At 69.2% G+C, this 24,575-nt stretch carries 17 protein-coding genes and 1 pseudogene; 16 read left to right on the top strand and 2 right to left on the bottom strand.

Translation table 11 applies throughout. The features are described from left to right. Window positions 1-259: 259 nt before the first annotated feature. The 9 genes from ACWEN3_RS00405 (at window position 260) to ACWEN3_RS00445 (ending at window position 13,410) form a co-directional block, all read left to right on the top strand. The gene (locus tag ACWEN3_RS00405) at window positions 260-592 is read left to right on the top strand and encodes a hypothetical protein (protein ID WP_452963796.1); all 333 of its coding nucleotides are present in this window, start codon (window positions 260-262) and stop codon (window positions 590-592) included. 70 nt (window positions 593-662) lie between these two features. Beyond that, the gene (locus ACWEN3_RS00410; RefSeq protein WP_452963797.1) at window positions 663-974 is read left to right on the top strand and encodes a pore-forming ESAT-6 family protein; all 312 of its coding nucleotides are present in this window, start codon (window positions 663-665) and stop codon (window positions 972-974) included. 65 nt (window positions 975-1,039) lie between these two features. Then, on the top strand, window positions 1,040-1,438 hold the full coding sequence (locus ACWEN3_RS00415; protein WP_452963799.1) for a DUF6507 family protein: 399 nt from the start codon (window positions 1,040-1,042) through the stop codon (window positions 1,436-1,438). Beyond that, entirely contained in the window at window positions 1,435-4,068 is a 2,634-nt protein-coding gene (locus ACWEN3_RS00420) for a hypothetical protein (protein ID WP_452963801.1), read from the top strand. Before ACWEN3_RS00415 ends, ACWEN3_RS00420 begins: the two co-directional genes overlap by 4 nt. After that, window positions 4,065-4,928 (top strand): immunity 49 family protein, encoded by an 864-nt coding sequence (locus ACWEN3_RS00425; RefSeq protein ID WP_452963803.1) that lies wholly within the window; start codon window positions 4,065-4,067, stop codon window positions 4,926-4,928. The genes ACWEN3_RS00420 and ACWEN3_RS00425 overlap by 4 nt, the downstream gene beginning before the upstream one ends. Window positions 4,929-5,347: 419 nt before the next feature. Further along, complete coding sequence (gene eccD, locus ACWEN3_RS00430; RefSeq protein ID WP_452963805.1) at window positions 5,348-6,712, top strand: type VII secretion integral membrane protein EccD; 1,365 nt, start codon at window positions 5,348-5,350, stop codon at window positions 6,710-6,712. Window positions 6,713-6,722: 10 nt separating this feature from the next. Next, window positions 6,723-7,991: a type VII secretion protein gene (locus ACWEN3_RS00435; protein WP_452963807.1), complete on the top strand. Its 1,269-nt coding sequence runs from the start codon at window positions 6,723-6,725 to the stop codon at window positions 7,989-7,991. After that, a complete protein-coding gene (gene eccCa, locus ACWEN3_RS00440; protein ID WP_452963808.1) occupies window positions 7,988-11,989 on the top strand; it encodes a type VII secretion protein EccCa in 4,002 nt (1,333 codons plus the stop codon). The genes ACWEN3_RS00435 and eccCa overlap by 4 nt, the downstream gene beginning before the upstream one ends. Then, the gene (locus ACWEN3_RS00445) at window positions 11,986-13,410 is read left to right on the top strand and encodes a DUF6177 family protein (protein WP_452963810.1); all 1,425 of its coding nucleotides are present in this window, start codon (window positions 11,986-11,988) and stop codon (window positions 13,408-13,410) included. The genes eccCa and ACWEN3_RS00445 overlap by 4 nt, the downstream gene beginning before the upstream one ends. A 99-nt stretch (window positions 13,411-13,509) precedes the next feature. On the opposite strand, the gene ACWEN3_RS00450 is transcribed toward ACWEN3_RS00445, so the two are convergent. Continuing rightward, complete coding sequence (locus ACWEN3_RS00450) at window positions 13,510-14,685, bottom strand: helix-turn-helix domain-containing protein (protein ID WP_452963812.1); 1,176 nt, start codon at window positions 14,683-14,685, stop codon at window positions 13,510-13,512. Window positions 14,686-14,760: 75 nt separating this feature from the next. Between ACWEN3_RS00450 and ACWEN3_RS00455 the strand changes: the two genes are divergently transcribed. From ACWEN3_RS00455 to ACWEN3_RS00465, 3 genes are all read left to right on the top strand, one after another. Further along, window positions 14,761-16,014: an alkyl sulfatase dimerization domain-containing protein gene (locus tag ACWEN3_RS00455; RefSeq protein WP_452963814.1), complete on the top strand. Its 1,254-nt coding sequence runs from the start codon at window positions 14,761-14,763 to the stop codon at window positions 16,012-16,014. 83 nt (window positions 16,015-16,097) lie between these two features. Next, entirely contained in the window at window positions 16,098-17,216 is a 1,119-nt protein-coding gene (locus ACWEN3_RS00460; RefSeq protein WP_452963816.1) for a Ca2+-dependent phosphoinositide-specific phospholipase C, read from the top strand. Between the two features lie 47 nt (window positions 17,217-17,263). Then, window positions 17,264-18,070 (top strand): DUF817 domain-containing protein, encoded by an 807-nt coding sequence (locus tag ACWEN3_RS00465; RefSeq protein WP_452963818.1) that lies wholly within the window; start codon window positions 17,264-17,266, stop codon window positions 18,068-18,070. 197 nt (window positions 18,071-18,267) lie between these two features. Here the strand turns inward: ACWEN3_RS00465 and ACWEN3_RS00470 are convergent, their stop codons facing one another. After that, the gene (locus tag ACWEN3_RS00470) at window positions 18,268-19,338 is read right to left on the bottom strand and encodes an AraC family transcriptional regulator (protein WP_452963820.1); all 1,071 of its coding nucleotides are present in this window, start codon (window positions 19,336-19,338) and stop codon (window positions 18,268-18,270) included. A 150-nt stretch (window positions 19,339-19,488) separates the two neighbouring features. On the opposite strand from ACWEN3_RS00470, the gene ACWEN3_RS00475 reads away from it, so the two are divergent. The 4 genes and pseudogenes from ACWEN3_RS00475 (at window position 19,489) to ACWEN3_RS00490 (ending at window position 24,548) form a co-directional block, all read left to right on the top strand. Then, window positions 19,489-20,883: an MFS transporter gene (locus ACWEN3_RS00475; protein WP_452963822.1), complete on the top strand. Its 1,395-nt coding sequence runs from the start codon at window positions 19,489-19,491 to the stop codon at window positions 20,881-20,883. Further along, window positions 20,883-21,323: a carboxymuconolactone decarboxylase family protein gene (locus tag ACWEN3_RS00480; protein WP_452963824.1), complete on the top strand. Its 441-nt coding sequence runs from the start codon at window positions 20,883-20,885 to the stop codon at window positions 21,321-21,323. The genes ACWEN3_RS00475 and ACWEN3_RS00480 overlap by 1 nt, the downstream gene beginning before the upstream one ends. 48 nt (window positions 21,324-21,371) lie before the next feature. Continuing rightward, window positions 21,372-22,451, top strand: coding sequence for a 3-keto-5-aminohexanoate cleavage protein (locus ACWEN3_RS00485; RefSeq protein ID WP_452963826.1), 1,080 nt, complete (start codon window positions 21,372-21,374; stop codon window positions 22,449-22,451). Between the two features lie 554 nt (window positions 22,452-23,005). Then, window positions 23,006-24,548, top strand: a pseudogene (locus ACWEN3_RS00490) (DUF1996 domain-containing protein). Window positions 24,549-24,575: the final 27 nt, after the last annotated feature.

Here is a 24,575-nt window from a genome sequence, read left to right on the forward strand (position 1 = left end):
CCCTGCGGCGCGTCCCTGCAGTGCTCGGGGGCGCGTACCGTCACCTGGCGTTCGGCGGCGGCTCGACGACCAACTGCCCTCACGCAGGCCTCACATGCCCCCACACCAGATCAAGCCACTTCCACCTCTTTCGCGTTGCGCCTGCAACGCGAAACACGAGAGGATGTTCGACGGCGTGGGTTCTGGGCGCCTCTGGATGAGGCAGCGGCGATCGGGCCAGTCCCAGCACGCCGGTACAACACGCTTACGGGGTGAGTGGATGAAGTTCGACATGGGGTCGACGACCCTGTCCCAGCTCGGGAAGAGCACCGTCGGGTCGAGCGACGACCTGGGCACGCTGATCAGGTCGCTGATCCAGGCGGCCCAGCCGCTGGAGGGAAAGTTCAACGGGGCGGGCAAAGCCGCGTTCGACACGTTCAAGGCGCATGCCGACGAGATCACGGCCGATCTGAACAGCTCACTCGGCGCGATCCTCGGCGGCCAGTCCGGTATGGACACCGCGTTCGGCAGCGGTGACGTGGAGTTGGGCGACAACGCGCACCAGAACATGGGAGTGGCCAACTTCGACGCGGCCCGCTTCGGCGCGCGCTAGCCGCAGTCGCTGACCGCCTCAGGACGAGGAACTCACCACTGCAGTCGCTGACTTCAAGGGGGACTTGATCATGACTCAGAACCAGGACCGCCGCTCGTACGACACCGGCGCTTCCGCCGAGGTGCAGACCGGGCTGGCCGGCATCATCGGTCAGCTGGAGCGCGTGCTGACCGACCGCGACCGGGCGGTGAAGGCGGCGATGGCCGACTTCCAGGCCGACGGTGTCTCGGACGAGTACCACGGCAAGGAGGTCCGCTGGCACAAGGCCGCGACCGAGGTACGCGAGATCATCCGTCTGGTCCGCAACACGCTCGAGCAGAACGACGGCACCGCTCAGGCCACCCTCGCCAAGGCCAAGGCGGCTGTCGACAACATCGGCTGACACACGGGGATTTGGCGGCGGTACAGGCGCCGTGCAGGAACGCAAACGGGGACGAGGGGACTGTTGTGACGGGGTGGGACATTCACCCGGCCGGGGTGTACAAGGTGCTGTCCGAATGCGGCACCGCCGCGAAGAACATGTCGGACGCGGGCAGCGCGATGCAGGGCAACCTGGAGGAGGCCGCTTCCGCGGCCGGCACGCTGACCAGCCAGTACGGCCCGTACACCAGCACGGCCGGTCTGGTCGGCTCGGCACTCGGCCACTTCATGCAGCACTGGAGCCGGGACCTGGTGTACATCGCCAAGCGCACCGCCGGCTCCCTGCACGGGGCGGACCAGGCCACCCGCTCGTACATGACCGGCTCCCTGGAGCAGGCCGCGAACGCACAGCGCGAGGCGGCGAAGGAACCGAAGGTGGACATGCCCGGTGTGGGACAGACGGGCCACCACACGAAGGGCCAGTGACGGTGGGCGACGAGGCGAAGCTGATCGACCCGTCCGGCATACCGCACTTCATCGGCGACCTGGACACCCTGGACACCGATGTGATGCTGCTGACCGCGGACGCGGGCCAGTTCCGTGCGTCCGGGTCGGACGTGCACACCACCTTCCAGCACCTGTCCGCCTTCTACTCCGCACCCGAGGCGGAGCAGCTCTTCAGCACCACGCTGCCGGTGAAGACGAAGTCCGATGCCTTCGCCGACGACCTGGAGAAGGTCGCGACCGCCCTGTCGGACTACAGTCTCGAAGTCCAGCCCCTGGCAAAGAAGTTGGACACACTGAAGGCGGAGGCGACCGCCTTCGTGAACTCGGTGTCCGGGCACGACGACTGGCGCAAGGACCACGACAAGGTCGACCACAACAACGACCTGTGGCACGACGTCAACCACACGGTCGCCGCCTTCGAAGCCGCCGAACGCAAGGCCTACAACAAGATCATGGCCCTGATCGGCGGCGCCCCGCTGATCGCCGACGACGGCTCCCACAGCTGCAACATGTACGGCTTCAACACCGCCGATCTCGACCAGGCGAAGGAGACTCCCTGGGGCGCACCGGCCGAGAAGGAGTACGAGGGCTGGGCCTGGCTGGCCCACCAGGGCAAGCAGGTGTGGGACGGCGTCTGGTACGACGGCGTGGTGGCCACCGTCCACGGTCTGGGCACCCTGGTCGGCTGGGACGGCGCCGACGCCGCCGGCGCAGCGTGGAAGAACCTGGCGAAACTCGGCACAGGCGTCGGCATGACCCTCGTGACCCTGGGCGCCTGGGGGTGGGTATCCGACAAGGACCTCCCGTCCTGGCTGCGCGACTCCCGCCACGTCCTCAACCAGACCGCCAAGGGCTTCGTCGCCTGGGACGAGTGGAAGACCAACCCGAGCCGGGCCGCGGGCTCCCTCGGCTTCAACGTACTGACGGTCCTGGGTACCGAGGGGGCCGGCGCCGCAGCCTCCGGCGCCGGCAAGACCGGTGCGGCAGTCCGCACCATCTCGGCCGTCGGCAAGGTCGGCCGGGTCATCGACCCCATGACGTACATCGGCAAGGCGGGCAAGTTCGCCTCCGCCAAGGTCGGCGACACCTTCTCCACACTGAGGAACCTGCACACCGGCGTGACGGCCGACCTGCTCAAGCAAGCAGATGCCCTCCGCTCCCCCAAAATCCCGGACAACGCGATCCCCTACGTCGACAACGCCACAGGCAAGATCGTCTACCTCACCGACGAGGGTCACGTCCTCAACGCTGACGGGAGCCTGCGACAGAACGTCAGCGAAGCCACACACGAACTCACCTCGGACGACCGCGCCCGGCTCACGACGCCACCGGCCCACAGTGCACCTCCCATACGACAGCCGGAGCCCATCGGAGCCCGCCCGGTGATGTCCTCGGCTGCCGACACCGCACAACCGGGACGATCCGTCTTGGCCCGCACGTCAGCCGGCGCCGCGGATACCGACGTGCACGTAGCAGACAACCTTCCGTCCCGAGCCGGTCACGGAGCACCCGCCGGGCACAGCAGCGTGGAGATCCACCAACACGGGAGCACAGGGGGCTCCGGCAACGGCGGCAGCAGTGAGAGCGGCAGCCACGACGACTTGGGTCGGAGCGGCGACGACGCGATGGGCGACGGCACAGATGCCACGGCCGGGTCCGACGGTGACATCCCCGATCAGCCGGCAGAGGCCCAACGTCCTCCTTTCATGCAGGACGGGCCCAACCCGTACGGGCCGCGTGGCTCGCTCTCCCTGGAACAAATACAAGAGATCCAGGTGTATCGCGCCAATCACGAGCCTGGATATTACGATCACTTCTACAAGAAGGACCTTGGCTGGCGAAAGGATCTGGATCTCCACGACGAGAGTGGATACGCCCCACCCCAGCTGACCAGGCTGTCCGACGACGGACCATGGGTCAATGCCAAGGACGCTCCTGAGGCACCCGAACCGCACTATCTCGACCACGATTACATCTCTGTGGGCGAGGATACCGTAAAGAACCAGTCGCGGCTCAAAATCCTGAATGACGCCGCACACAGACGCTACCTCGCCGTGCACTGGGACAACGTCGTCAAGAGATGGAAGACACATGCCGAGGACGTCCACCAGGCCCACGGCACCCCAGACACGGCGGCGGAGTGGGCAGAGTCCCGCACAACGTACAAGGAATCGCACACCGCCATGGGCGATGCGACCGAGCACTTCGGCGAGGCAGCAGCCCGACATCACTACATCGCCGAGACGTACGGCGACTTCGAGGAACAGCCGCTGCTGGGCCCGAAAAACGGCAACGACCAATTCGATCAGGTATGGAAGCACGGCGACGGCCGAATAGTCGTTGTCGAGGCAAAAAGCAGCCCTGGGACAGAACTCGGCAGCCGGAAAATTTCCGACGGACGACAGGCTTCACAGGGCAGTAGGGAGTACTTCTTCGACATTATCGAGGCCATGAAAAAGCGCGGAGAGTTCGACCTGGTCGAGGACCTGGAGAACGCCCTCACAGACAAGAAGCTAGAATATGTCGTAGTCAAGGGGCAGAAGAACGCGGGAACATACACTGGCTACCTATACCGCCGGTTCGACATCAGCAAGGGGACCCTTCCGTGACGGTACACATCGCCCGGCATGCGCTACCGGGCGGCCTTGAGGCCGAACAGTTCGCGGAGCGGCTCAGCGAGCACTTGGTCAAGGGCATCGATCGCCTCGAAGAATCGACGGCGGTCATCGACTCCAGGTTCAACACTGCTGTCATGGCATTGCGTGCACGCTGTGTTATCGATCCGAGGGCCGCGAAGGTCGAGACGTGGGAGGCCACGGTCGACGCGATGCAACTGGGTTCTGCGCTGTTCTCGGTGACAAGTGCGAGCGAAGGAACCGTCGAGTGCCGCATCCACCACAAGGTGCGTAGTCTCGCCGCGGCCGGCCCGCTCTCAACTGCCAGCGCAGGGACCTGGCTCACGGCGTTCTGGCTGGCCGTCATCTGTCGTGACCAGCAGCGGATGGCGCAGCTCAGTGAAATCCCTCTCGAGCGCTTGCGGGCGCCGGAAGGGCAGTACGACGAGTACATCTACCACTGGGTGGATACTCTGCAGACGTACTGGCTGCGGCAGTCCGGGCTAGTGGAGAAGCTCACCGCGACGTTCGAGACATCGAACCCCTCTGTGGCACGGATCGCTCCTCGCGACCTGCTCGACGGGCAGCTATATCCGCCGATCAACCTCTTCTATCACTTCGTACGCAAGGACGAAGAAGGGTTCAGCCCAGCCCTGGCCGAGGCGCTGAGGCTGCACAAGACGTACTGGACCCTGACCGAGGAGCGGGAGAAGGACATCGACGGCAGCATCGCTCTCGGCCCCCTGGCCATCGCCTGCCTCGCCTACGACGGCGGGTTCCCAATCGAGGTCGAGTCCGAGTACCTGCCCAAGCACCTCCTCCAGCGCAGCTGGCTTGGTGAGTTCCCTACCTGACGGCGGTTTGAACCGCCCCTCGTCAGGGTTCGGCCTCATGGGTTTCGAGCAATTGCGAAGATAGAACCCTCACACCGAGCGAACCGGAAATGAAGACATGTCAGCCCAGGATTACGACAGCCAACTCCTTGAGTCCGTGGCGGTGCGACGTCGGCGGTTGCGTGACGCCGTGCTGTTCGGAGGACAGCGGCAGCGGCGCACCGTGGACGAGCGGCTCGGGAAGGCGTTCGCGGGTGTGGTGATCGCCGCCGTGGTGTGTGCCGGTTGTGTGGGGTGGTCTTTCATCACCCACCGGGTGATCGGAAGGATCCCTTACGGGACGTCCGTGCCGGCCCCGACTGCGCCCTCCGCTCCGGTCACCGGTCAGGGCATCGGGACACCGCAGCCTGCGGTTTCGGCCCGGTGATAGGTTCGAACGCGTGATATCCCGGGGGACTGTAAGTCGTACTGCGCTGAGCCGAGTTACGTTGGTCGGTGAGCGGCGTCGGGTGGACCTGGTGCTGCCGTCGCAAGAGCCCATCGGTTTGCTGTTGCCCGAAGTGATGCGGCTCCTCGATGACCGGGTGGGCGAGCGTCCCGAGGCCCGGCATCTGGTGACTGCCGACGGAAGTGCTCTGGAGCCGGGCGAGTCGCTGGAGTCGGCGGGAGTGGCCGACGGTGCCGTGCTGCGACTCGTGCGCGTCGAGGACGCGCCGTCCGCTCCGGTGGTCCATGACGTGAGTGACGAGGCGGCCGGCGACCTGGATGTGCGGGCCTGGCGGTGGGACGCGCGGGCGCGCAGGACCGCGGCCGCAGGCGCGAGTGTGCTCTGGGCGTCGGCCGCCGGATTCATGGCCCGCGAGGGGTGCCCCGCCGAGGCCGCCGGATTGGCCCTCCTCGTGACGGCGGCGGTCGCCGCGTCGGCCGGTGCGCTGCTGGGACGGGCGGGTCACAAGGGACTTGCCGCTGCTCTGGTCGTCGTGAGTGCGTCTTTGGGCGTGCAGGGCGCCTGGGCGGTTGCCGACGCCCAGGCGTGGTCGGGGGCCGTGCGTCTGGCCGTGGTGTTCTCGGTCCTGGTGGTGGCGTTGTTGCTGCTCGGCTGGTTCTCGCCGTTCGGGCGGGGTGCGCTGGTCGGGGCGGGTGCGCTGGCCGGGTCCGGGGTGTGCTGGGAGATCGCGCTCGCGGTCCAGTCCGGCGGGACCGGTTCCGCCGGGGTGGCGCGTGCCGCGGCGCTGCTCGCCGTGGTGTCCGTGGTGGCGCTGGGGATGCTGCCCCGGTTGGCGCTTACGGCTTCGGGGCTGTCCGGGCTGGACGACCGACGTTCCGCGGGGTCGTCGGTCAGTCGTTATCAGGTGTCGACCGCGCTGGCCGCCACGCATCGGGGGCTGACGCTGGCGACGGTCGTCACCGCCGTCTCCGGTGCCGTCGCCGGAGTGCTTGCGGTGCGTACCGTGTCGGTGTGGACGGTCCCGCTGGCCGTCGCCGTCACATTCGTCCTCGCGCTGCGGGCGCGCGCCTACCCACTGGTCGGGGAGGTCGTCGCGCTGCTCGCGGCATCCATGGTGGTGGCACTGCGGCTGACCTGGTTGTGGCTGGAGCGCTCCGGGGCGACGGCTCCGCTCGCCGTTCTCGGTGTGCTGGTGATGCTGTCGTTGGGTGTGCTGGCCGTGCAGCCCGCCGAGCATGTGCGGGTACGACTGCGCAGGGCCGGCGATGTGCTGGAGTCGGCCGGTGTGATCGCTCTGTTCCCGCTGGTGCTCGGAGTGTTCGGGGTCTACGCGCGGCTGCTCGGCACCTTCGCGTGAGGGAGCGGTGATGACGACTCCCGGCCGTTGGCAGGACGATGTACTGCGCGAGCTGAATGCGGGCCCTGAGGGGGAGGTGAGCGAGCAGCGGCCACCCCTGCCCGTCCGCCACCCGGACGAAGAGCGTCCCCACCCCGGCAGCCCCTCCCGCGAGGAGCCCACACCGGCCCCATCCCCGCACGAGGACGAAGCGCCGCCCACCCCGGATCAGACAACACCGCCGCCGGCGAACGACGTCCAGGCCCACCCCCGTACCGCCTCCCCCACTCCCGCCGCCGAGGCAGTCCCGCAGACCCGGACGACACCGCCGAGCGCCTCCCCCGCCGTACGGCCGCCCCGCCAGGCCCGGCTGCCGATGGCGACGCCCGAGCCCGTGCCGACGCTCGACCCACGCCTGGCCATAGCGCTCGGTTCCCCCCGGCACGGCGATTCACTGACCCGGCGCTCGGGCCGGTCGCTGCGCAAGCTGACCTCGTCGGCCGCGCAGGAGGTCGCCGAGGAGAGCCGTCTGGGCGGGCTGCTGCAGCAGTCGGTGACCACGGGCCGGGTGATCGCCGTGACGTCGATCCGCGGTGGCGTAGGCAAGACCACGACCGCCGCGCTGCTGTCGCGGACGTTCAGTCACTACCGGCACGACCCGGTACTCGCCCTGGAGGCGGACGCCGCCCTCGGCACGCTGCCGGTGCGGATGGGCGCGCAGTCCGTGCGCTGGTCGTGCGGCGAGCTCGCCCGGATCCTCACTCCATCGATGCAACTGACTGACGTCACCGGGTACTTGGTGCCGGTGGCGGACGGTGGCTGGCTGCTCCCCGCCAGTCAGGGGCGGGTGGGCGCCCCGCTGGACGTTCCCACTTACCGCACCGTCACACTCGCCCTGCGCCGCTACTTCGCCGTCACGGTCGTGGACTGCGAGACGCTGCCCGGCGAGGTGGCCCGTACCGCGATGGACACCGCGCACGCGCGGGTGGTCGTCGCCCCGCTCACCGCCGAAGGGGTGGGCGGTACCCGGATCGTCCTCGACTGGCTCGGTCAACTGCCGCACGCCGCGCTCGCCTCCACCGTCGTGGCCCTCACCTCGAACACGCCTGACGCGAACCTCGACCTGAAGGCCGCCACGGCCCATCTGCGGGAAACCGGAGTGACCCTCGTGCATCTGCCCTACGACCGGCACCTGGCCGGTGGCGGACCGATCATGACCGACCGGCTCGGCGAGGGCACCCGCCGCGCGGCCACTCAGCTCGCCGCCGAGGCGCTCCAGCGGGCGGTGCGCGTCCGTTGACCCAGCGACAGGTCCACCGTCCGGCCCGCTCGACGCGCCCTCTGCTCCCGCCGGCGACCCGCACGATCGAGCCCCCGCCGAACCTGCCCGAAGGCAAGACCGGCGCCCCGGCGACCGCTCTGCTGCCGATGGCCGGCGTCATGAGCTCGGTCGTGATGATGACGATCATCCGCTCCAGCCAGTTCGCGGGCCTGGGCGCCGTCGTACTCGTCATCGCGCTGCTCGGCGCGGTCGCCCTCTTCCTGTCGCAGCGGGGCAAGGCCCAGAGGCAGCGGCGCGTCCAGCGCGAGCGGTACCTGGAGTACCTGGAGGAACTGCGCACCGAGCTGGGCACGGCCGAGCGCGAGCGCCGCCGTGCCGCCCGGTTTCTTCACCCTGCCCCCACGGCCCTGTACGACGTCCTGCGCGATCCCGCCCGGCTGTGGGAGCGCCGTCGTACAGACCCGGACTTCCTCCAGGTGCGGGTCGGCGTGGGCGACGTACCCGTGCAGCAGCTGACCATCGGCCAGAACGCGGCCGGAGGCGTGCTCACCCCGCCCGACCCGTTCATGCTGAACGAGGCGCGTGCCCTGCAGGCCCGCTACACCGCCGTGTCGGACCATCCGCTGACCGTTCCGCTGGACAGAGCCGGCAACGTCAGCATCATCGGAGAGCGCCCGGACGTGCTGCGTGTCGCCCGGTCCCTGCTGGCGCAGGCCGCGGTGACCCACGCACCGGACGACGTGGCCATCGCGCTGGCCGTGCCCGGGGACCGTATCGAGGACTGGGAGTGGGTCAAATGGCTTCCCCACGTCCACGACCCGCACAGCCATGACGGCGCGCTCGCCGCGCGGCGCATCGCTCCCAGTCCGGCCCAGCTGGCTCAGGTGATCGGCACGGATCTGGGGCGGCGCGCCTCGTACGCGGCCGAGGTACGCCGCGGACTGTCCGACAAGAAGGCGCTCGCGCTGACCGATCGGCTGCTCGCACTCATCGATGAGCACGGGGAGAACGCCGTGGACCTTCCGCGCCCGGACTCAGCCGTCGCCCTGGACGACATGGGCGTCACGGTGCTGCACCTGCTCGCCGAGCAGGTCCACGAGCCCGATCACGTCTCCGTGCGCATCACCGTCGACGGCGACCAGGTCGTGGTGGAAGATCTGCGCGGGCAGCAGGTCGCACGGACGCATGGCGTGGCCGACCGCACCAGCCTCTCCGAAGTCGAGGGCCTCGCGCGGACCCTCGCACCCCTGAGGCTGTCCGCCGAGTCCGCCGCCGAGGGCACCCCCGTCTCCGGGCCCGTCGGCTTCCCGCAGTTGCTCGGCATCGACGACTTGGCGGCCCTCGATCCCGTCCGGCAGTGGGCGCCGCGCGGGGAACGTGACTTCCTGCGCGTGCCGATCGGCCTGGACGACCGGCACCAGCCGGTGCTGCTCGATCTGAAGGAGTCCTCCGAACTCGGCATGGGCCCCCACGGGTTGTGCGTCGGCGCGACCGGTTCCGGCAAGAGCGAGCTGCTGCGCACCCTCGTCCTTGCGCTGGTGACGACGCACGCGCCGGACGATCTGGCGATGGTCCTCGTGGACTACAAGGGTGGCGCCACGTTCGCCCCGTTCGCCGGTCTGCCGCACGTGGCGGGCGTCATCACGAACCTGGAGAACCAGGCCGGCCTCGTCGAGCGCGTGCACACCTCCCTCGCCGGTGAGATCAAGCGCCGCCAACAGGTCCTCAAGGACGCGGGCAACATTGCCGACATCGGCCACTACCGCGCGCTGCGCGCCACGGCCCGCCCCGACCTCGAACCGCTCCCCCACCTCTTCGTCGTCATCGACGAGTTCGGTGAACTCCTCGCCGCCAAACCCGACTTCATCGACCTGTTCCTGTCCATCGGCCGCATCGGCCGCTCCATAGGCGTCCACCTGCTGCTGTCCAGCCAGCGCATCGAGGGCGGCAGGCTCAGGGGCCTGGAGACGTATCTGTCGTACCGGCTCGGGCTGCGCACCTTCTCGGCGGACGAGTCGCGCACGGTCCTGGAGACCACCGACGCCTTCCACCTGCCGCCCCTGCCCGGCTTCGGCTACCTGAAGGTCGACACCTCCACGTACACGCGCTTCAAGGCCGGCTTCGTCTCCGGTGCGTACCGCGGTCCCGTCGTACACGAGAGCACAGCCGACGCCGAACCGCTCGCCTGGACGTACCCGGCGTTCAACGCTCCGGCACAGCTACCCACGACGAGCGAGGACGCCCAGGCGCCGCGTGAGCGCGAGACCGGACCGACGGTCCTGAGTGTCGCGGTCGACAGGCTCGCCGACGCCGCCGAACCGGTGCGCCGCATCTGGCTGCCGCCGCTGCCCGAAGCCCTCACCCTCGACACGGCCGCGGGTCCCGTACAGGCATCCGCCGACGGCCTCCGGCTCACCGACCCCGGTGGCCCGTTGCGGGTGCCACTGGGTGTCCTCGACGATCCGGCCCGGCAGTGGCAGGGTCCGTGGGTGCACGACCTGAACACGGCGGGCGGGCACACCGCCGTCATCGGCGGCCCGGCCTCCGGCAAGACAACCCTGCTGCGCACCCTGGCGCTCTCCCTCGCCCTCACCCACACCCCGCGCGAAGTCGCCGTCTACGGCCTGGACCTGGCCGGCGGCGGACTGAGTGTGCTCGCGGACCTGCCGCATGTCGGCGGCATCGCGACCCGTGCTGACCACGAGCGCGTCGCCCGCACCGTCGCCGAAGTACGCGCCATGCTCGCCGAGCGCGAGGAGATCTTCCGCGAGCGGGGCATCGACTCGGTCGACCAACTGCGGGCCCTGCGCGCAAGGGGCGAACTGCCCCGGCTCGGCTCCACCGACATCGTCCTGCTCATCGACGGATTCGGCGCCCTGCGTGACGAGTTCGCCCATCTCGACGACGACGTGGCCGACCTCCTCAAGCGCGGCAGCGGCTATGGCATCCACGTCGTGGCAGGCATGCTCCGCTGGAACGACGTGCGCATCGCCACCCAGTCGCTCTTCGGCAGCCGCATCGAACTACGCCTGAACGACCCGGCTGACTCCTCCGTCGACCGCAAACTCTCCGCGACCCTGTCGGCGGACACACCGGGCCGGGCCCTGACCGACGGCAGACTGTTCGCCCAGACGGCCCTCCCCCGCATCGACACGCACGCCACCACGGACGGCCTCGGCCCAGCCCTCGAACAGACGACGGCCACTCTGCGCGCGTCCTGGCACGGCGAACTCGCCGCGCCTGTACGGGTTCTGCCAACCAGTTTGCCTGCCGAACGCATGCCCTCCACCGCGGCACAACCCCGTGCGATCCCGATCGGCGTCGACCAGGAGACCCTCTCTCCGACCATCCTCGACCTGTTCGGCACCGATCAGCACCTGCTGGTCCTCGGTGACAACGAGTGCGGCAGGACGAACCTGCTCAAGCTGATCTCCCACTCGCTCATCGACCGCTACGACAAGGACGAACTGGTCTTCGGCGTGTTCGACCCGCGGCGCGGGCTGCGCGGCCTCATCCCCGAGCCCTATCGCGGCGGCTACGCCCACAACGCCGCCCTCTCCCATGCGCTCGCCACCGGCATCGCCACCGAACTGGCAAAACGCCTGCCGGAGGCCGCCGACCCCGACGCCCTCACCGACGAGCCGTCCTTCACCGGCCCGCGGATCGTGATCCTTATCGACGACTACGACATCCTCACCGCCGCCGGACAGCAGCCCCTCAGCCCGTTCCTGCCGTACATTTCCTCGGCCAGGGACATCGGCCTGCACTTCGTCGTCACGCGCCGAGTCGCCGGGTCCTCGCGCGCCCTGTACGAACCGTTCCTGACGGCACTGCGCGAGACCGGAACCACGGCACTGGTGATGACGGGCGACCGTACCGAAGGCCAGCTGTTCCCCGGCCTGTACGCCTCCGCCCAGCCGCCCGGCCGCGGCACCCTGGTCCGCCGCGGCCGCCGCCACCAGCTGATCCAGACCGCCCTCGCATCCGAGGCCGAGTCCATGGAGACCCGGGCATGACCAAAGACGTCATCGCGCTCACCGAGAAGATGCCCGACCCAGCGACGCTGCTCGCCGCCCTGCACGCCGGCGGCCCCGGCCTCAGCCTGACCACCACCGACGACGGCGCGGTCATCCAGCTCTGCACACCGGCCGGCCGCCCCCTGGTCTCCGTCGAATCCCCGCTCCTGGTCCACGTACCCGGCGAGGCCGAACGCCTCCTCGGTGCGGACACCAACCCGCCACAGCCGCCGTACTGGTGGACCGAGACACGCGCCTCCACCGCGATCCCCGCGGCCGAACCCCTCGCCGGGTCGATCTGCGGACGCCTGACGATGCTGCTGGGCGGAACGACGTGGCCGATCGAGGCGGCCAGCACGGCGGTCGTGGAGACGGCCCAGGACGGCGACGAGGTCACCGCGACCCGCCTCCCGGAGGGGGCCCTACCCGCCGTCGACGTCCTCACCGAGTCCACCACGGTGGTACTCGCTGACCGCCCGGTCCTGCCCCTCACCGCCTGGCTGTCCGACGTCCTGCGCACCACGGCAGCGACCGACCGGGCCCTGCACCTCGTCACCCCGCCCCACACGCGCCTCACGCTGCCCCTGCGCACGGCCCTGGTCGGAGCACCGAACCGCTGGGTCGTCAAGGACCCGTCCGGCGGCTACTACGACGGCCTCTCCGGCGCAGAACTCGCCTGGCAGGACGGCACTTTCGCGCCCACAGCCACGCCCGCGAAGGTCGCGGACGCCTTCACGAACGGCGTGAAGCCCACCGAGGAACGCCGCCTCACGGTAGCGCTGCGCACCGTCCGCTCCCCCGATGCCGACCTCGTGCTCGGCACCGCCCTGGAAACAGCCTGGCGCCACCTGACCGGCGCCCCGCCGGCCGGCTGGGGCACGGCCGAGCCGATCAACCTTCCCTGGTCCCCCCGCCAGCTGACCGAACTGGCCCGCAACCGCTCTCCCGAACCCACCCACACCCTCGCCATCGGCTCCCCCGACCGACCGGCCGTCGCCACCCACCGCACGTCACGCACCACGGCCGGCATCGCCGAGGACGTCACGCTCACGGTCGGATACCCGACAGCCGAGCAGGTCCCCCTGGACGCCATCGAGCCACTGGCCGCCGAACTCGTCGCATCCCACGTCCTGACGACCATGCTGACCACCCTGACAGCAGCCGGCGCCGACCTGGTCCTGGCTCCCGTCCTCACCGCCCCACCGATCCCGATCACGTTCACCCTCGGCACCAGAGACACCCGATCCATAGGACTCACCCACGCCCGTCGCCCCCCGCTCGCGATGAAGCCTGTACAGCTCGGCACGGCCAGGGACCCAGCCCTGCACTACGCCCTCGGCGACGGAACCGACGTCACTGCCTGGACGACACTCCAGACCCTCACCGCACACCTCAAGGCCGGCACCCCGGGCACAGTGTGAGGGCGCCACAGACTCCTGGCTCAGGGTGTTCACCGCCCGCGGCTCCGAATCCGACCACCCATCGTCACCCAGACACCACGACCACCCATCAGGCGCGCATCAGCGTTGGCGACCCTGCGGATGTTCCCGCCCTGCGATCCGGCGCAGGGTCAGCGCGGCACCGAAGAGCTGGACGCCGCGGGCGGTGTGCGGGTCGACGCCGGTCAACTCCGCGACACGGCAGAGGCGGTTGTCGACCGTGTTGGGGTGCACGTCGAGTGCGTGAGCCGTACGGCGCCGGTCGAAGTCGCAGTCGAGGAAGGCGGCCACCGTCGCGGTCAGGCCGGGTTGTGGGTCCAGCGCCTCCAGCAGGGCGGCCAGTTCGGGTGCGCTGTCCGGGGCTCCCGACAGGTGGTAGTCGAGCAGCACGTCCCGCACCCGGTACAAGCCGGGTCCGTCCGCAACGGCTGCGATCCGGCGTGCTCGTTCGGCCGCCGCAGGGACCTCCTCGGCGGTGCCAGCAGTGGCGGCGCCCACGATCGACGCGGTCGGAAGACAGGAGGAGAGTCGGTCGGCGACCGCGTCGAGCGCGGTCGACGCGGGCAACAGGACCCAGCCACCGCTTTCGTCCGGAAGGCTGAGAACGCGGCCGTCTGCCAGCGGGGCGAGCCGGGCGAGCGCCCGGCGCAGCAGCCTGCGTGCCGCTACCGATGTCCGGGGCCCGAAGGCCCGCACACTGAGTACGAGGTAGCCGGATTCCAGGGACAGCCCGAAACGGGCAGCGACCTCCTCGGGCTGCTCACCGCGGATGAGCGCCCGGGCCAACTCCCTTGCCGCCGCCTGCTGGTCGGCGAGGCTGGCAAGGTACGCCTCCGTGACGCTCTCGACGATGGCCTGGAGCGCCCTCAGCTCCATCCGGGTCAGGGACTGCAGCGCCGCTTCCTCGCCTGGACGGGCCAACTCGCCCAGCACGTCCAGCAGTACCTCGGCACCGACGTGGTACCCCTTGAGCAGTTGCACCAGAGGAAGTCCTTCCTCGGCGCGCTCGGCGGCGCGTTCCCGGAACACCCCGATGTCGATGTCCGGCAGGCCTTGCACGTGGCGGAGGAACCCACGTATCGCGTGGCGGGCGGTCGCCGCGATCTCCACGTCCCGCATCTCTCCGGGCAGGAGATCGAAGCCGGGCACCTCGGCCCGCTGACGTTCCACGATGGCCCTGGCCAGCTGGTTGACCCGCGGTTCGAGGCGTGCGGCCAGCCGAATCGCGCCGTCCCTCGCAGCGTCTGCTTGTGACATGTCACAACCGTAGACAGCCGTCGGTGGCCTCGCGGCCGATTGCCGCGTGCACTCGTCCGCGGTGGCATGGGCACCATGAACTCCTCCCTCATCGCGTACGCGGACCGGGTCTGGCAGGGCGCCGTCGACGACAGCATCGTCCGTGCCGGGCAGGCGGGCTCCGGCGTCATCGAGGTGGTCGACGGCGTCGGCTGGTACCCCGGCTTCGGCAATGTCATCACCTTCCGCACGAACGGCGAGGTCATCCTGTTCGACACCGGCAACCCGCTCGACGCCGACAGGCTCCACCAGGCCGTTCGTGCCTGGAGCCGGGATACGGTGACCACCGCCGTCTTCTCCCACGGTCACATCGACCATGTCTTCGGGATGGCTCCCTTCGACGCGGAGGATGCGCCACGCCCGACCGTGCTCGCCCACGAAAAGGTCGGGGAAAGGTTCGACCGCTACCTGCTGACAGGGGGCTACAACACCGTCATCAACCAACGGCAGTTCCAGGCACCGGATCTGGCCTGGCCGACTCAGTACCGCAGGCCCGACGTGACATACCGGGACGCGCTCACCCTGACGCGCGGCGACCTGACCTTCGAGCTCTTACACGTGAGGGGCGAGACCGACGACGCGACCGTCGCCTGGATCCCCGAACACCGCGTCCTGTGCCCCGGTGACATGTTCATCTGGGTGACTCCCAACTGCGGCAACCCCCAGAAGGTGCAGCGCTACCCGCGCGAGTGGGCGCTCGCACTGCGCCGCATGGCGGCCCTGGGCGCGGAGATCATGCTGCCCTCGCACGGAGCACCGGTCTTCGGCGCCGACCGGATCCACCTGGCGCTCACCGAGACCGCGGAATGGCTGGAGAGCCTGGTCGAGCAGACACTGGACGGGCTCAACTCCGGGGCGCGGCTGGACGATCTCATCCACACCGTACGCCCGCCCGCCCACCTTGCCGACCGGATCTACCTGCAAGCCAAGTACGACGAACCCGAGTTCATCGTGCGCAACCTGTGGCGGCGCTACGCCGGCTGGTACGACGGCAACCCCGCACACCTCAAACCGGCTCCTGACGGCCGGCTCTCCACCGCGCTGGCGGACCTCGCAGGCGGTGCGGCCGCGCTGTCGGACGCGGCCCGACGCTACGCCGACGCGGGCGAGTTGAGGATCGCCGGCCACCTCGCGGAGTTCGCGGTACAGGCCGCCCCCGACGACACCGCCGTGCACGCCGCGCGCGCCGACGTCAACCAGGCACGTGCCGAGTCCGAGGCCTCCCTGATGGCCCAGGGCATCTTCACCTGGGCAGCCGCGGAGTCACGAGAACGGTGCGCCAAGCCCTGACCGGCGCGCAGCCGACGGCAGAGCGAGCGAACCTGCTTGCCGGATCGCGCCGCACACGACTCTCCCTGACGTAAGGAGCCCCGATGCCCCCCGCCCGAGCGGAAGTTCGTCCATGGCGCCGCAGGGCCTGTGCTCTGGCCGCCACCGTGCTGCTCGGCCTGGCTTCGGCGCAGGCCTTCACCACGCCCGGCCACGCCGCCACGGTCAGGACGGCGGCAGACACATCGGCCTTCGACAGTGTTCCCCTGGACCAGATCGCCGCGTCCGGACTGCACAACGCCTACGACAGGAGCAAGTCCAAGTCGATCACCACGGGCCTCGACCTCGGAGCGCACCTGCTGGAGATCGACACCTACAGCACCTACGGCGATCCCGGCGGATGGATCGTCAGCCATTCCGACCCCTTGGTCAACGACAACAACTGCACCTACACCACCGGATCCGGCGTCTTCAAGACCACCTGGGAGAACGGCAGCCTCAGAACCTGCCTCGACGATCTCAGGGCCTGGAGCGACGCACACCCCCGTCACGACCCCGTCTACATCAAGCTCGAACTCAAATGGGGCTTCCGGTCCAAGGCCGGAATGGGGCCGGCCCAACTGGACCAGCTGGTGGCCGGACACCTCGGTGCCGGGAACCTCTTCACTCCCGCAGACATGCTCGGAACCACCTACGCGACCCTCGACGCCGCGGCGAAGGCCGGAGCCTGGCCCACCTGGAACCAGCTCCGAGGGAAATTCATCGTCTTCCCGATCACCGGCACCATCGAGAACAAGCTCGCGGGCTACAAGCTGGACAACCTCTCCACCGAACAGGAATACGCCCAGCACCTGGCCGACCTGTCGGCAGCCGGCCGGCTCTCGGAGGCCTCCATGTGGCCTGCCATGACCAAACCGAGCCCGAACGGCGACCCGCGTCTCCTCTACGACGCCGACCTGCGCCCCTGGTTCGTCGTCTTCGACACCCAGGCCACCCGCTGGCTGAACGACGGATACGCCATGTCGTGGTACTGCCACAGCCACTACCTCACCGTAGAAGGCTCGGCCGAAAGCGTGGTCCCCACGCTCGACGACACCAACCCCGACCCCACCGCCGCGGCCCAGCGCGTCCAGTACCTCGCCGAGCAGGGCCACTCCAGCGTCACCACCTTCGACTGGATGAACGCCCCCGGCGCATTCACCCTCTGGCCCCGAGACTGCTGACAGGTCAGGCAACCGAAAGGGGGCCGCGTACCGTACTCCTTCACACCATGCTGACTACAAGACCGGCCGGTACCCCGGCCTCCCTGACCGGCCAGCTGCTCGGCTTCACCTGGACGCAGATCCGGGCCTGTGCCTTCGCCATCGCCCTGCTGTCCGGAGTGGCGGCATCGACCCTGCTGCCACGGCTACCGGTGGCCCGCTACGACCTGCTCGTCGGCTACGGCGTGCTGCTGACGCTGCTGTTCTGGCGGCGCGGCTGGGAGAGCGGCCGGGACGTCGCCGTCATCGGTGCCTGCCACGTCATCGGCCTCGCGTTCGAGCTGGTGAAGGTCTCGCAGGGCTCGTGGAGCTACCCGGAGCCAGCCGTGCTGAAGTTCGCGGGCGTTCCCCTGTACGGGGGTTTCCTCTATGCGGCCGTCGGCAGCTATGTCTGTCGGGCCTGGCACCTGTTCGAGCTGGAGCTGTACGGCTACCGGCCCCGCGCGACGGCGCTGGTGGCCGCCGGCGTCTACGTCAACTTCTTCAGCCACCACTGGCTGCCCGACGCCCGCTGGCTCCTCGCGGCCCTCCTCGTGGCCGTCACCGCGGGCAGCTCGGTGCGTTTCACGGTGCGCGGGGTAGGCCGACGGATGCCGCTGGCGCTGTCGTTCGTCCTGATCGGGTTCTTCCTCTGGGTGGCGGAGAACCTCGCCACCTATGTGGGCGCCTGGCGCTACCCGTACCAGCTGCACGGCTGGCAGCCCGTCGGCGTCGGCAAGTTCGGCGCCTGGGCCCTGCTCATCAGCGTCACGTTCGTACTCGCGGCACTCGGCCGGTCGAGGACACCCGGGGTGAGGACGCACTCCGCCGGGTGACGTGGCAACTGGCAGCTACACCTCGATGGTCCGGACGGCCCGGCCACCCACGGATCGTGCGGGCATCCGGCGAACACGGCGGAGGGGCAGGCCCCCGGGCCGCGCGCGCCTCTCGTGCCTCGCGGTGCGCGCGCGACGGAGAAGGTTGGGCCAGGGGACGAACGCGGAGGACGGCGATATCGAGCGCGCCGCCGAGTTCACGCAACAGCTGAACCTCGGGACGGCGGCTGATGTGAGGCATGGGGCGGTGCCGCCGCGCCGTTGCCCTCGCGCCGGCGCTCGGCGCGCCAAGTCCGGGGACTGGTGCCGAACTCGTCGCGAAACCAACGGGAGAAGGTGCTGAGCGAGGCGAAGCCCAGGAGTTCGGCGACCTCGGTCAGCGGCCGGCCCTGGTGTTCGACGTACTGCTTCGCGAGGTGCACGCGAGTGGAGTTGAGGACCGACGAGAACGTCTCGCCCGAGGCGGCGAGGTGCCGGTGCACGGTCTTGCGGTCGACGCGGAGACTCTGCGCCACATGCTTGAGTGAGCAACGTCCGCTGGGGAGCAGTGCCTCGATGAGGTCCTTGACGCGCTCGACCTCCGCCGTGGACCTGGGGGACGCGATCGACTCCAGGTACTGCCTCGCGAAGGGCCGCAGCAGAGGGTCGGCCAGTGTGTTGGGTGCGTCGAGGTCGCCCGCGTAGAGGACGATCGCGTTGTCGGCCTGCCCGAAACGGACGTGGGGGCCGAGCGCCCGGTGGTGCCCCGCGGTGTCCGGAGGCGCGTCGTGGGTGAGGCGGACCGCGACCGGACACCAGCCGTCGCCGATGAGGTTGCGCAGGTAGCGGAGGAGGGCGCCGACGAGCAACTCGATGGCCTGGCGGGATCGCTGCGGATGACTCAGGTCGAGTTCCACCTGGACGCAGGCCAGGCCGTTGGACTCGGTCAGGCGGCTGCGCAGTGCCTCGTTGTGCAGGTGCTGGTAGCGCATGATCATGGTCAGCACGCTGCGGATGTCGGGTTCCTCGCGGGCGGCGAGGCTGATCGGGCCGAGGTTGGACAGGCGGCGGCCTTCGCCGAGTCTGAGCCCGAAGTCGTCACATCCCGTTGCCGCGGCTGAGAGCTCGAAGAGCTCGACCACCGCGTCGATGGGGATCCAGGCGTTGTGCGCCGAGAGGTGGGAGTCGTCGAGCCCGACGGCGGAGAGCAGCGCCAACGGGTCGCCGCCCAGAGTGCGTACCAGTTCGACGTAGCCGTTGAGCACGGCATTGCGGATGAAACGCGCCATCCGGAAGGCCCCTCTCTCCAATGCCACGAAATGCAAAGTCAATTGCCACTCTACGCAAAGCAGCTATGGGCGTGCGCGCCTACTCTCATGGTCACCCCGGACGGATACGGTGACCCCAACTGGAGGACGTGTATGGGCAGATACACGCGTATGGGCAGATCGACGAGGCGCACCGGGCCGTCGCTGATCCTGGATGCTTCCGGTTCCGCCGCCCACCTGGTCTCCCGGCGCTCTGCCCGGGCCCTCGCGGCGATGGTGATCGCGCTGGCCGCGACCGACTACCTCGACCGGCAGATCATCGTCTCGGCGTTCCCCTACTTGAAGCACCAGTGGAGGCTTTCCGACGCCGCGCTCGGATCCCTGGTCTCCGTGGTGTCGATCACCATCGCGGTGGTCGCGCTGCCCACCGCACGGCTGGCGGACCGCTGGGGACGGGTGCGTTCGATCGCCGTGATGGGCGGGGTGTGGAGCCTGGCCGCACTCGGATGCGCCGTCTCCGGCAGCTACGCCCAGTTGTTCGGCGGCCGTGCGCTGCTCGGTGCCGGTGAGGCCGGCTACGGACCGGCGGGCGCCGCGCTGCTCTCCAGTTACTTCCCCCAGCGGCGGCGGGCCACGGTGCTCGGCGCGTTCCAGGCCGCGGGCCCCCTGGGCACGCTGCTGGGGGCGGTGCTGGGCGGACTGATGATCGCGCGGTTGGGCTGGCGGGTGACCCTGGGCGCCTTCGGTGTGCCCGGTCTGCTCCTCGCGCTGCTCTTCCTGAGAGTGCGCGACTACCGCACTCCGGAGGCAGCCGGACAAGCGCGGCAGAACCCCCACGCCAGTGTCGACCCCGGTGCGGACCCTCCCGCGACCGCACCCGGGCCGCGCCTGCGCTCGACATTGCGCCAACTGTTCTCGGCACGGACCGCGATCTGGTGCTACCTGGGCGGAGCGCTCAACCTGGTCGTGCTCTCCACCTTCTACACCTGGCTGCCCAGCTATCTGAGCCGGGCTTACGGGCTTTCCTCGACGCAGGCCGGGACCAGGGCCGGGCTGGTGATCCTGGCCGGCGTCGTCGGAGCCGTCGTCCTGGCTCATGTGGCCGACCGACGCGGTGCGGTCAGTCCGGGGCACCGGCTGCTGGTCCCCGCGGTGACCGCCGCCGTCAGCTGGGCGGCGCTGAGCGGAGCCTTCGCGGGCCTCGCGCCCGGCAGTGCGCAGTTCGCGCTGATCGTAGCCGCCGGCTTTCCGCTCGCCGCCACCCTCGGCACCGCTCCCGCGGCCGTCGTCGACGTCGTGATCCCCTCCGTCCGCGCCACCGCCGTCGGCATGGTCGTGCTGGTCCAGAACCTGTTCGGGCTGGCTGTCGGACCGGTCCTGACCGGATGGCTCTCGGACACCTTCGGGCTGCGCACCGCGCTGGCCGTCATGCCGGTGTTCTGCCTCCTCGCGGCCGTGGCCTTCTGGCTCGGTTCGCGGACCTACGAGAAGGACTGTGCCGCCGTCTCCGGTGGCGTCCGGGCGGCGACGCCGCCGACCGACCACGAGATGGAGCCGACCGTCTGATGAACAACCCCAGCGAGCACCCACCCGCCGGGCCGACCCCGGCCTCCGCCGACTCCACCCCGGTCGCCCACACCCCGGTGGTGGACCGGATGCGGGACCGCGGCGCCTGGAACCCCCTGTGGGACGGCCTGCACGACGCGGACCCGGCCTGGACCGAGCAGTTCATGGCCATGGCCATGCAGCCGTGGGAGAGCGGCGTGCTGGAGCCGAAGACCGTCGAACTGCTCTGCATCGCTGTGGACGCGGCTGTCACCCACATGTACGCCCCTGGTGTCCGTCGCCACATCCGCACCGCGCTGAAGCTCGGCGCCACGCGCGAGGAGATCCTCGAAGTCCTCAAGCTGGCCACGCTGGTGGGCATCCATGCCTGCAACATCGGCGTCCCGATTTTGGTCGAGGAACTGGCCGCCCGCGAGCACCCCGAGGGCGAGCCCACCTGATCACTGCCCCGCACCACCTGATCACGCATCACATCACGGAGGCACGACATGCACTTCCTCGACGACTCCCTGCTGCCCGAGAACCAGGAGAAGCTGGTCATCCAGGTCGCCCCCTACGGTCCCGAGTGGCTGCCCGGCGACAGCGACGACATCCCGGTCACCATGGACGAGCAGATCCAGAAGGCCGTGGACTGCTACAACGCCGGCGCCCAGCTGCTCCACATCCATGTGCGTGAGCACGACGGCCGCGGCTCCAAGCGGCTCTCGTTGTTCAACGAGATGCTCGCCCGGCTGCGCGAGGCCGTGCCGGAGATGATCCTGCAGGTCGGCGGGTCGATCTCCTTCGCCCCCGAGGAAGAGGGCGATGCCGCCAAGTGGCTCGACCTGGACACCCGGCACCTGCTCGCCGATCTCGAACCCACGCCCGACCAGGTGACCATCGCGATCAACACCAGCCAGATGAACATCACCGAGATGCTCTCCGAGGAGGACATCGCCGGTACGTCCATGCAGAACCCCTGGCTCTACAAGGCTTACCGGGACATGTACATCGAGGCCGGGCCCGAGTTCTACCTGGAGCATCTCGAGCGGCTCACCGCCAACGGCATCCAGCCCCACTTCATGCTCGGCAACATCGCGCAGCTGGAGACCGTGGAGCGGCTGATCCGCAACGGCTCCTACACCGGCCCGCTCAACCTCAACTACGTCGCCATCGGCGGCGGCGCCTCCGGCGTCCACCCCGCCGACCTGATCGAGTTCGCCCGCCGCACCCCGGACGGGGCGGTGCTGACCATCGAGAGCATCATGCGCTCCACGCTGCCGATGAACGCCATCGCGATCGCGCTCGGCCTGCATGTCCGCGTCGGCATCGAGGACAATCTGTGGGCCCCGCGCAAGGAGCGGATCACCTCCGTGCAGCAGGTCGAGCAGCTCGTCCGCATCGCCGACGAACTGGGCCGCGACGTCGCCACCACCGGCGAGGCCAAGCGCATCTACCGGATCGGCGAGTACTGGTCCAGCGCGGACGAGACCCTGGAGTACCTGGGCATGGTGCCGAACCGCCGTCCGGGCGAGCGCGGTGTTCCGCTGCGCCGCCGCGCTCCCCATGCCGCCGACGCGCTCGTCTGACGCGTTGACCGACGGGTCGACGAATGAACCCTCCGCCGACTCGTCCCTGCCCAACTGCGGGGCCCCGCCCGCCTGAGACTGCCGGACCGTCCCGTGGCTCTCTCCCATGGACCGGGACGGTCCGGCTTCATCTTCCACCCGACCCGGATGTGGCCCTGCGCGAACGCGGGTCATACAGGGAGATTGGGCAGGCTTCGACGAGAAGGAAAGCTGCCAGAACCTCGCCCTCCTTTGGCGGGGATATTCTCATTTCTCCTGCCGTTGCGGTAAGTGACTCAAGGTTACTCGGCCCGATTCCCCCACCGTCGCCTCTGACCTGCACTGTCACCTCGCCGGAGAGGCGGTCGCTGAGCGGCGAAAGTACGCCGACAACTTGTAAGGGCGTGACAACTCTCAGTGCCTTCAGCGAATTACACCCGGGCTTTTCCGAGGACCGCTGACCGACTTGGGATCCGACTGAACACCCTTGCGATCGACTCCGTATCCGAGAGGGGCCGCTTCACTCCCGTTCGACGCATCGATGCCGCCCCGCAAGGAAAAGTCGGAGGAGTTCCATGAAACGCAATACACGAAAACGGCGTATGCCGCTGGCCACCAAGGCCATAGCCGCATCGGCGGCACTGGCGCTCGCTGGGGGCGGGCTGGTCTGGGCCAACTACTACGCCTCGGCGCATGAGTCGAACAACCAGGCGTGGGGAGGGAATCGCACGAAGGCCGCGTCCGCCCAGGTGTCGACGATCTCCTGCCCGGACGTCGGCCAGAAGCTGACGAACGTGCCGGGCGCCGCCCGCAAAGGCGTCGACCAGGAACTGGCGAACCTCGACAAACAGGTCACCGCCCGCCTACACCCGGCTCGCCTCCACCCGGGACGCGCAGTCGAAGGACCCGAGCTACGTTCAGAACGCGATCGTCGGCCCCCTCAAGGACAAGCGGACCGCGACGATCGGCCGTATCAGGACCGACATCCAGCACGTCGGCGGCAGCTTCGACCACGAGTTGAGCCGGCTGGCCGCCTGCACGACGCAGGCCCCCGACCAGACTAAGGCCGATGCCTCGGGGAACGACACCGGCCAGAACGCCGGCGGCCAGCCGAACAGCGGGGATACCGCGAGTCCCGGCGACGGCCAGACCGGCGACGGGGGCCAGCAGCAGGGCGGCAACGGCGGCCAGGGCGGCGACGGTCCGTCCGCGGACGACTTCGTCGACATCACCCAGGCCTCCCCGAACGTCCAGCAGAAGCCGGACCAGACCGCCGACGCCTCGACCGGCGAGTTCGTCACCAACTGCGGGGTGAACGACAACCAGAACCACAACAGCGACAACGTCATCGTCGCGCCGGGCGTGACGAACGGTGCGCACCACGTGCACGACTACGTCGGCAACCAGAAGGTCGACGCGTTCGCCAGCAACGACACGTTCCTGCAGGGCGGAACGAGCTGCCAGAACCAGAACGACCTGTCGGCGTACTACTGGCCGGTCATCCGCGAACAGGACGGCACGCAGGAGCAGGACGCCAACAACGACGGGGGCGGCAAGGACCTCAACGTCGGCAAGATCCTCGTGGCCCAGCAGGCGCAGATCAAGTACGTCGGCTCCCCGGTGAGCAAGGTCGTCGCGATGCCGCAGTTCCTGCGGATCATCACCGGTGACGCCAAGGCCTTCACCAACGGCCCGGCCAACGCCAACGCGCACTGGAGCTGCACCGGATTCGAGGACAAGGTCCAGTTGACGGACAAGTACCCGATCTGCCCCCAAGGCAGCCAGGTGGTCCGTACGTTCGCCTTCCAGAGCTGCTGGGACGGCCAGAACATCGACAGCGCCAACCACCGTACCCACGTGGCCTCCGCCGACCCCGCGAGCGGAGCCTGCCCCAACGGCTTCAAGGCGATCCCCCAGCTGACGATGCGCCTGGTGTACGACGTGCCGCAGCCGGTCGTCCAGGCGGACGGCACGGTGAAGAACGCCTACGCGGTCGACGGCTTCCCGGAACAACTGCACAAGCCGATCACCGACCACGACGACTTCATCAGCGTCACCACCGGGAACCTGGCGTCCACGATCGCCGACTGCGTCAACACCGGCCAGAGCTGCCAGTGACGTACTGAACCGGTGCTCGGCTGAAGA

This window comes from Streptomyces sp. NPDC004561 (assembly GCF_053602155.1).

Bases quoted from the DNA above. Each gene is read 5' to 3' on its own strand.
- ACWEN3_RS00435 (WP_452963807.1), top strand. From the start codon at position 6,723: ATGACGACTCCCGGCCGTTGGCAGGACGATGTACTGCGCGAGCTGAAT.
- ACWEN3_RS00485 (WP_452963826.1), top strand. From the start codon at position 21,372: ATGCACTTCCTCGACGACTCCCTGCTGCCCGAGAACCAGGAGAAGCTG.
- ACWEN3_RS00405 (WP_452963796.1), top strand. From the start codon at position 260: ATGAAGTTCGACATGGGGTCGACGACCCTGTCCCAGCTCGGGAAGAGC.
- ACWEN3_RS00480 (WP_452963824.1), top strand. From the start codon at position 20,883: ATGAACAACCCCAGCGAGCACCCACCCGCCGGGCCGACCCCGGCCTCC.
- ACWEN3_RS00455 (WP_452963814.1), top strand. From the start codon at position 14,761: ATGAACTCCTCCCTCATCGCGTACGCGGACCGGGTCTGGCAGGGCGCC.
- ACWEN3_RS00445 (WP_452963810.1), top strand. From the start codon at position 11,986: ATGACCAAAGACGTCATCGCGCTCACCGAGAAGATGCCCGACCCAGCG.
- ACWEN3_RS00470 (WP_452963820.1), bottom strand. From the start codon at position 19,338: ATGGCGCGTTTCATCCGCAATGCCGTGCTCAACGGCTACGTCGAACTG.
- ACWEN3_RS00450 (WP_452963812.1), bottom strand. From the start codon at position 14,685: ATGTCACAAGCAGACGCTGCGAGGGACGGCGCGATTCGGCTGGCCGCA.
- ACWEN3_RS00465 (WP_452963818.1), top strand. From the start codon at position 17,264: ATGCTGACTACAAGACCGGCCGGTACCCCGGCCTCCCTGACCGGCCAG.
- ACWEN3_RS00460 (WP_452963816.1), top strand. From the start codon at position 16,098: ATGCCCCCCGCCCGAGCGGAAGTTCGTCCATGGCGCCGCAGGGCCTGT.
- ACWEN3_RS00475 (WP_452963822.1), top strand. From the start codon at position 19,489: ATGGGCAGATCGACGAGGCGCACCGGGCCGTCGCTGATCCTGGATGCT.
- ACWEN3_RS00410 (WP_452963797.1), top strand. From the start codon at position 663: ATGACTCAGAACCAGGACCGCCGCTCGTACGACACCGGCGCTTCCGCC.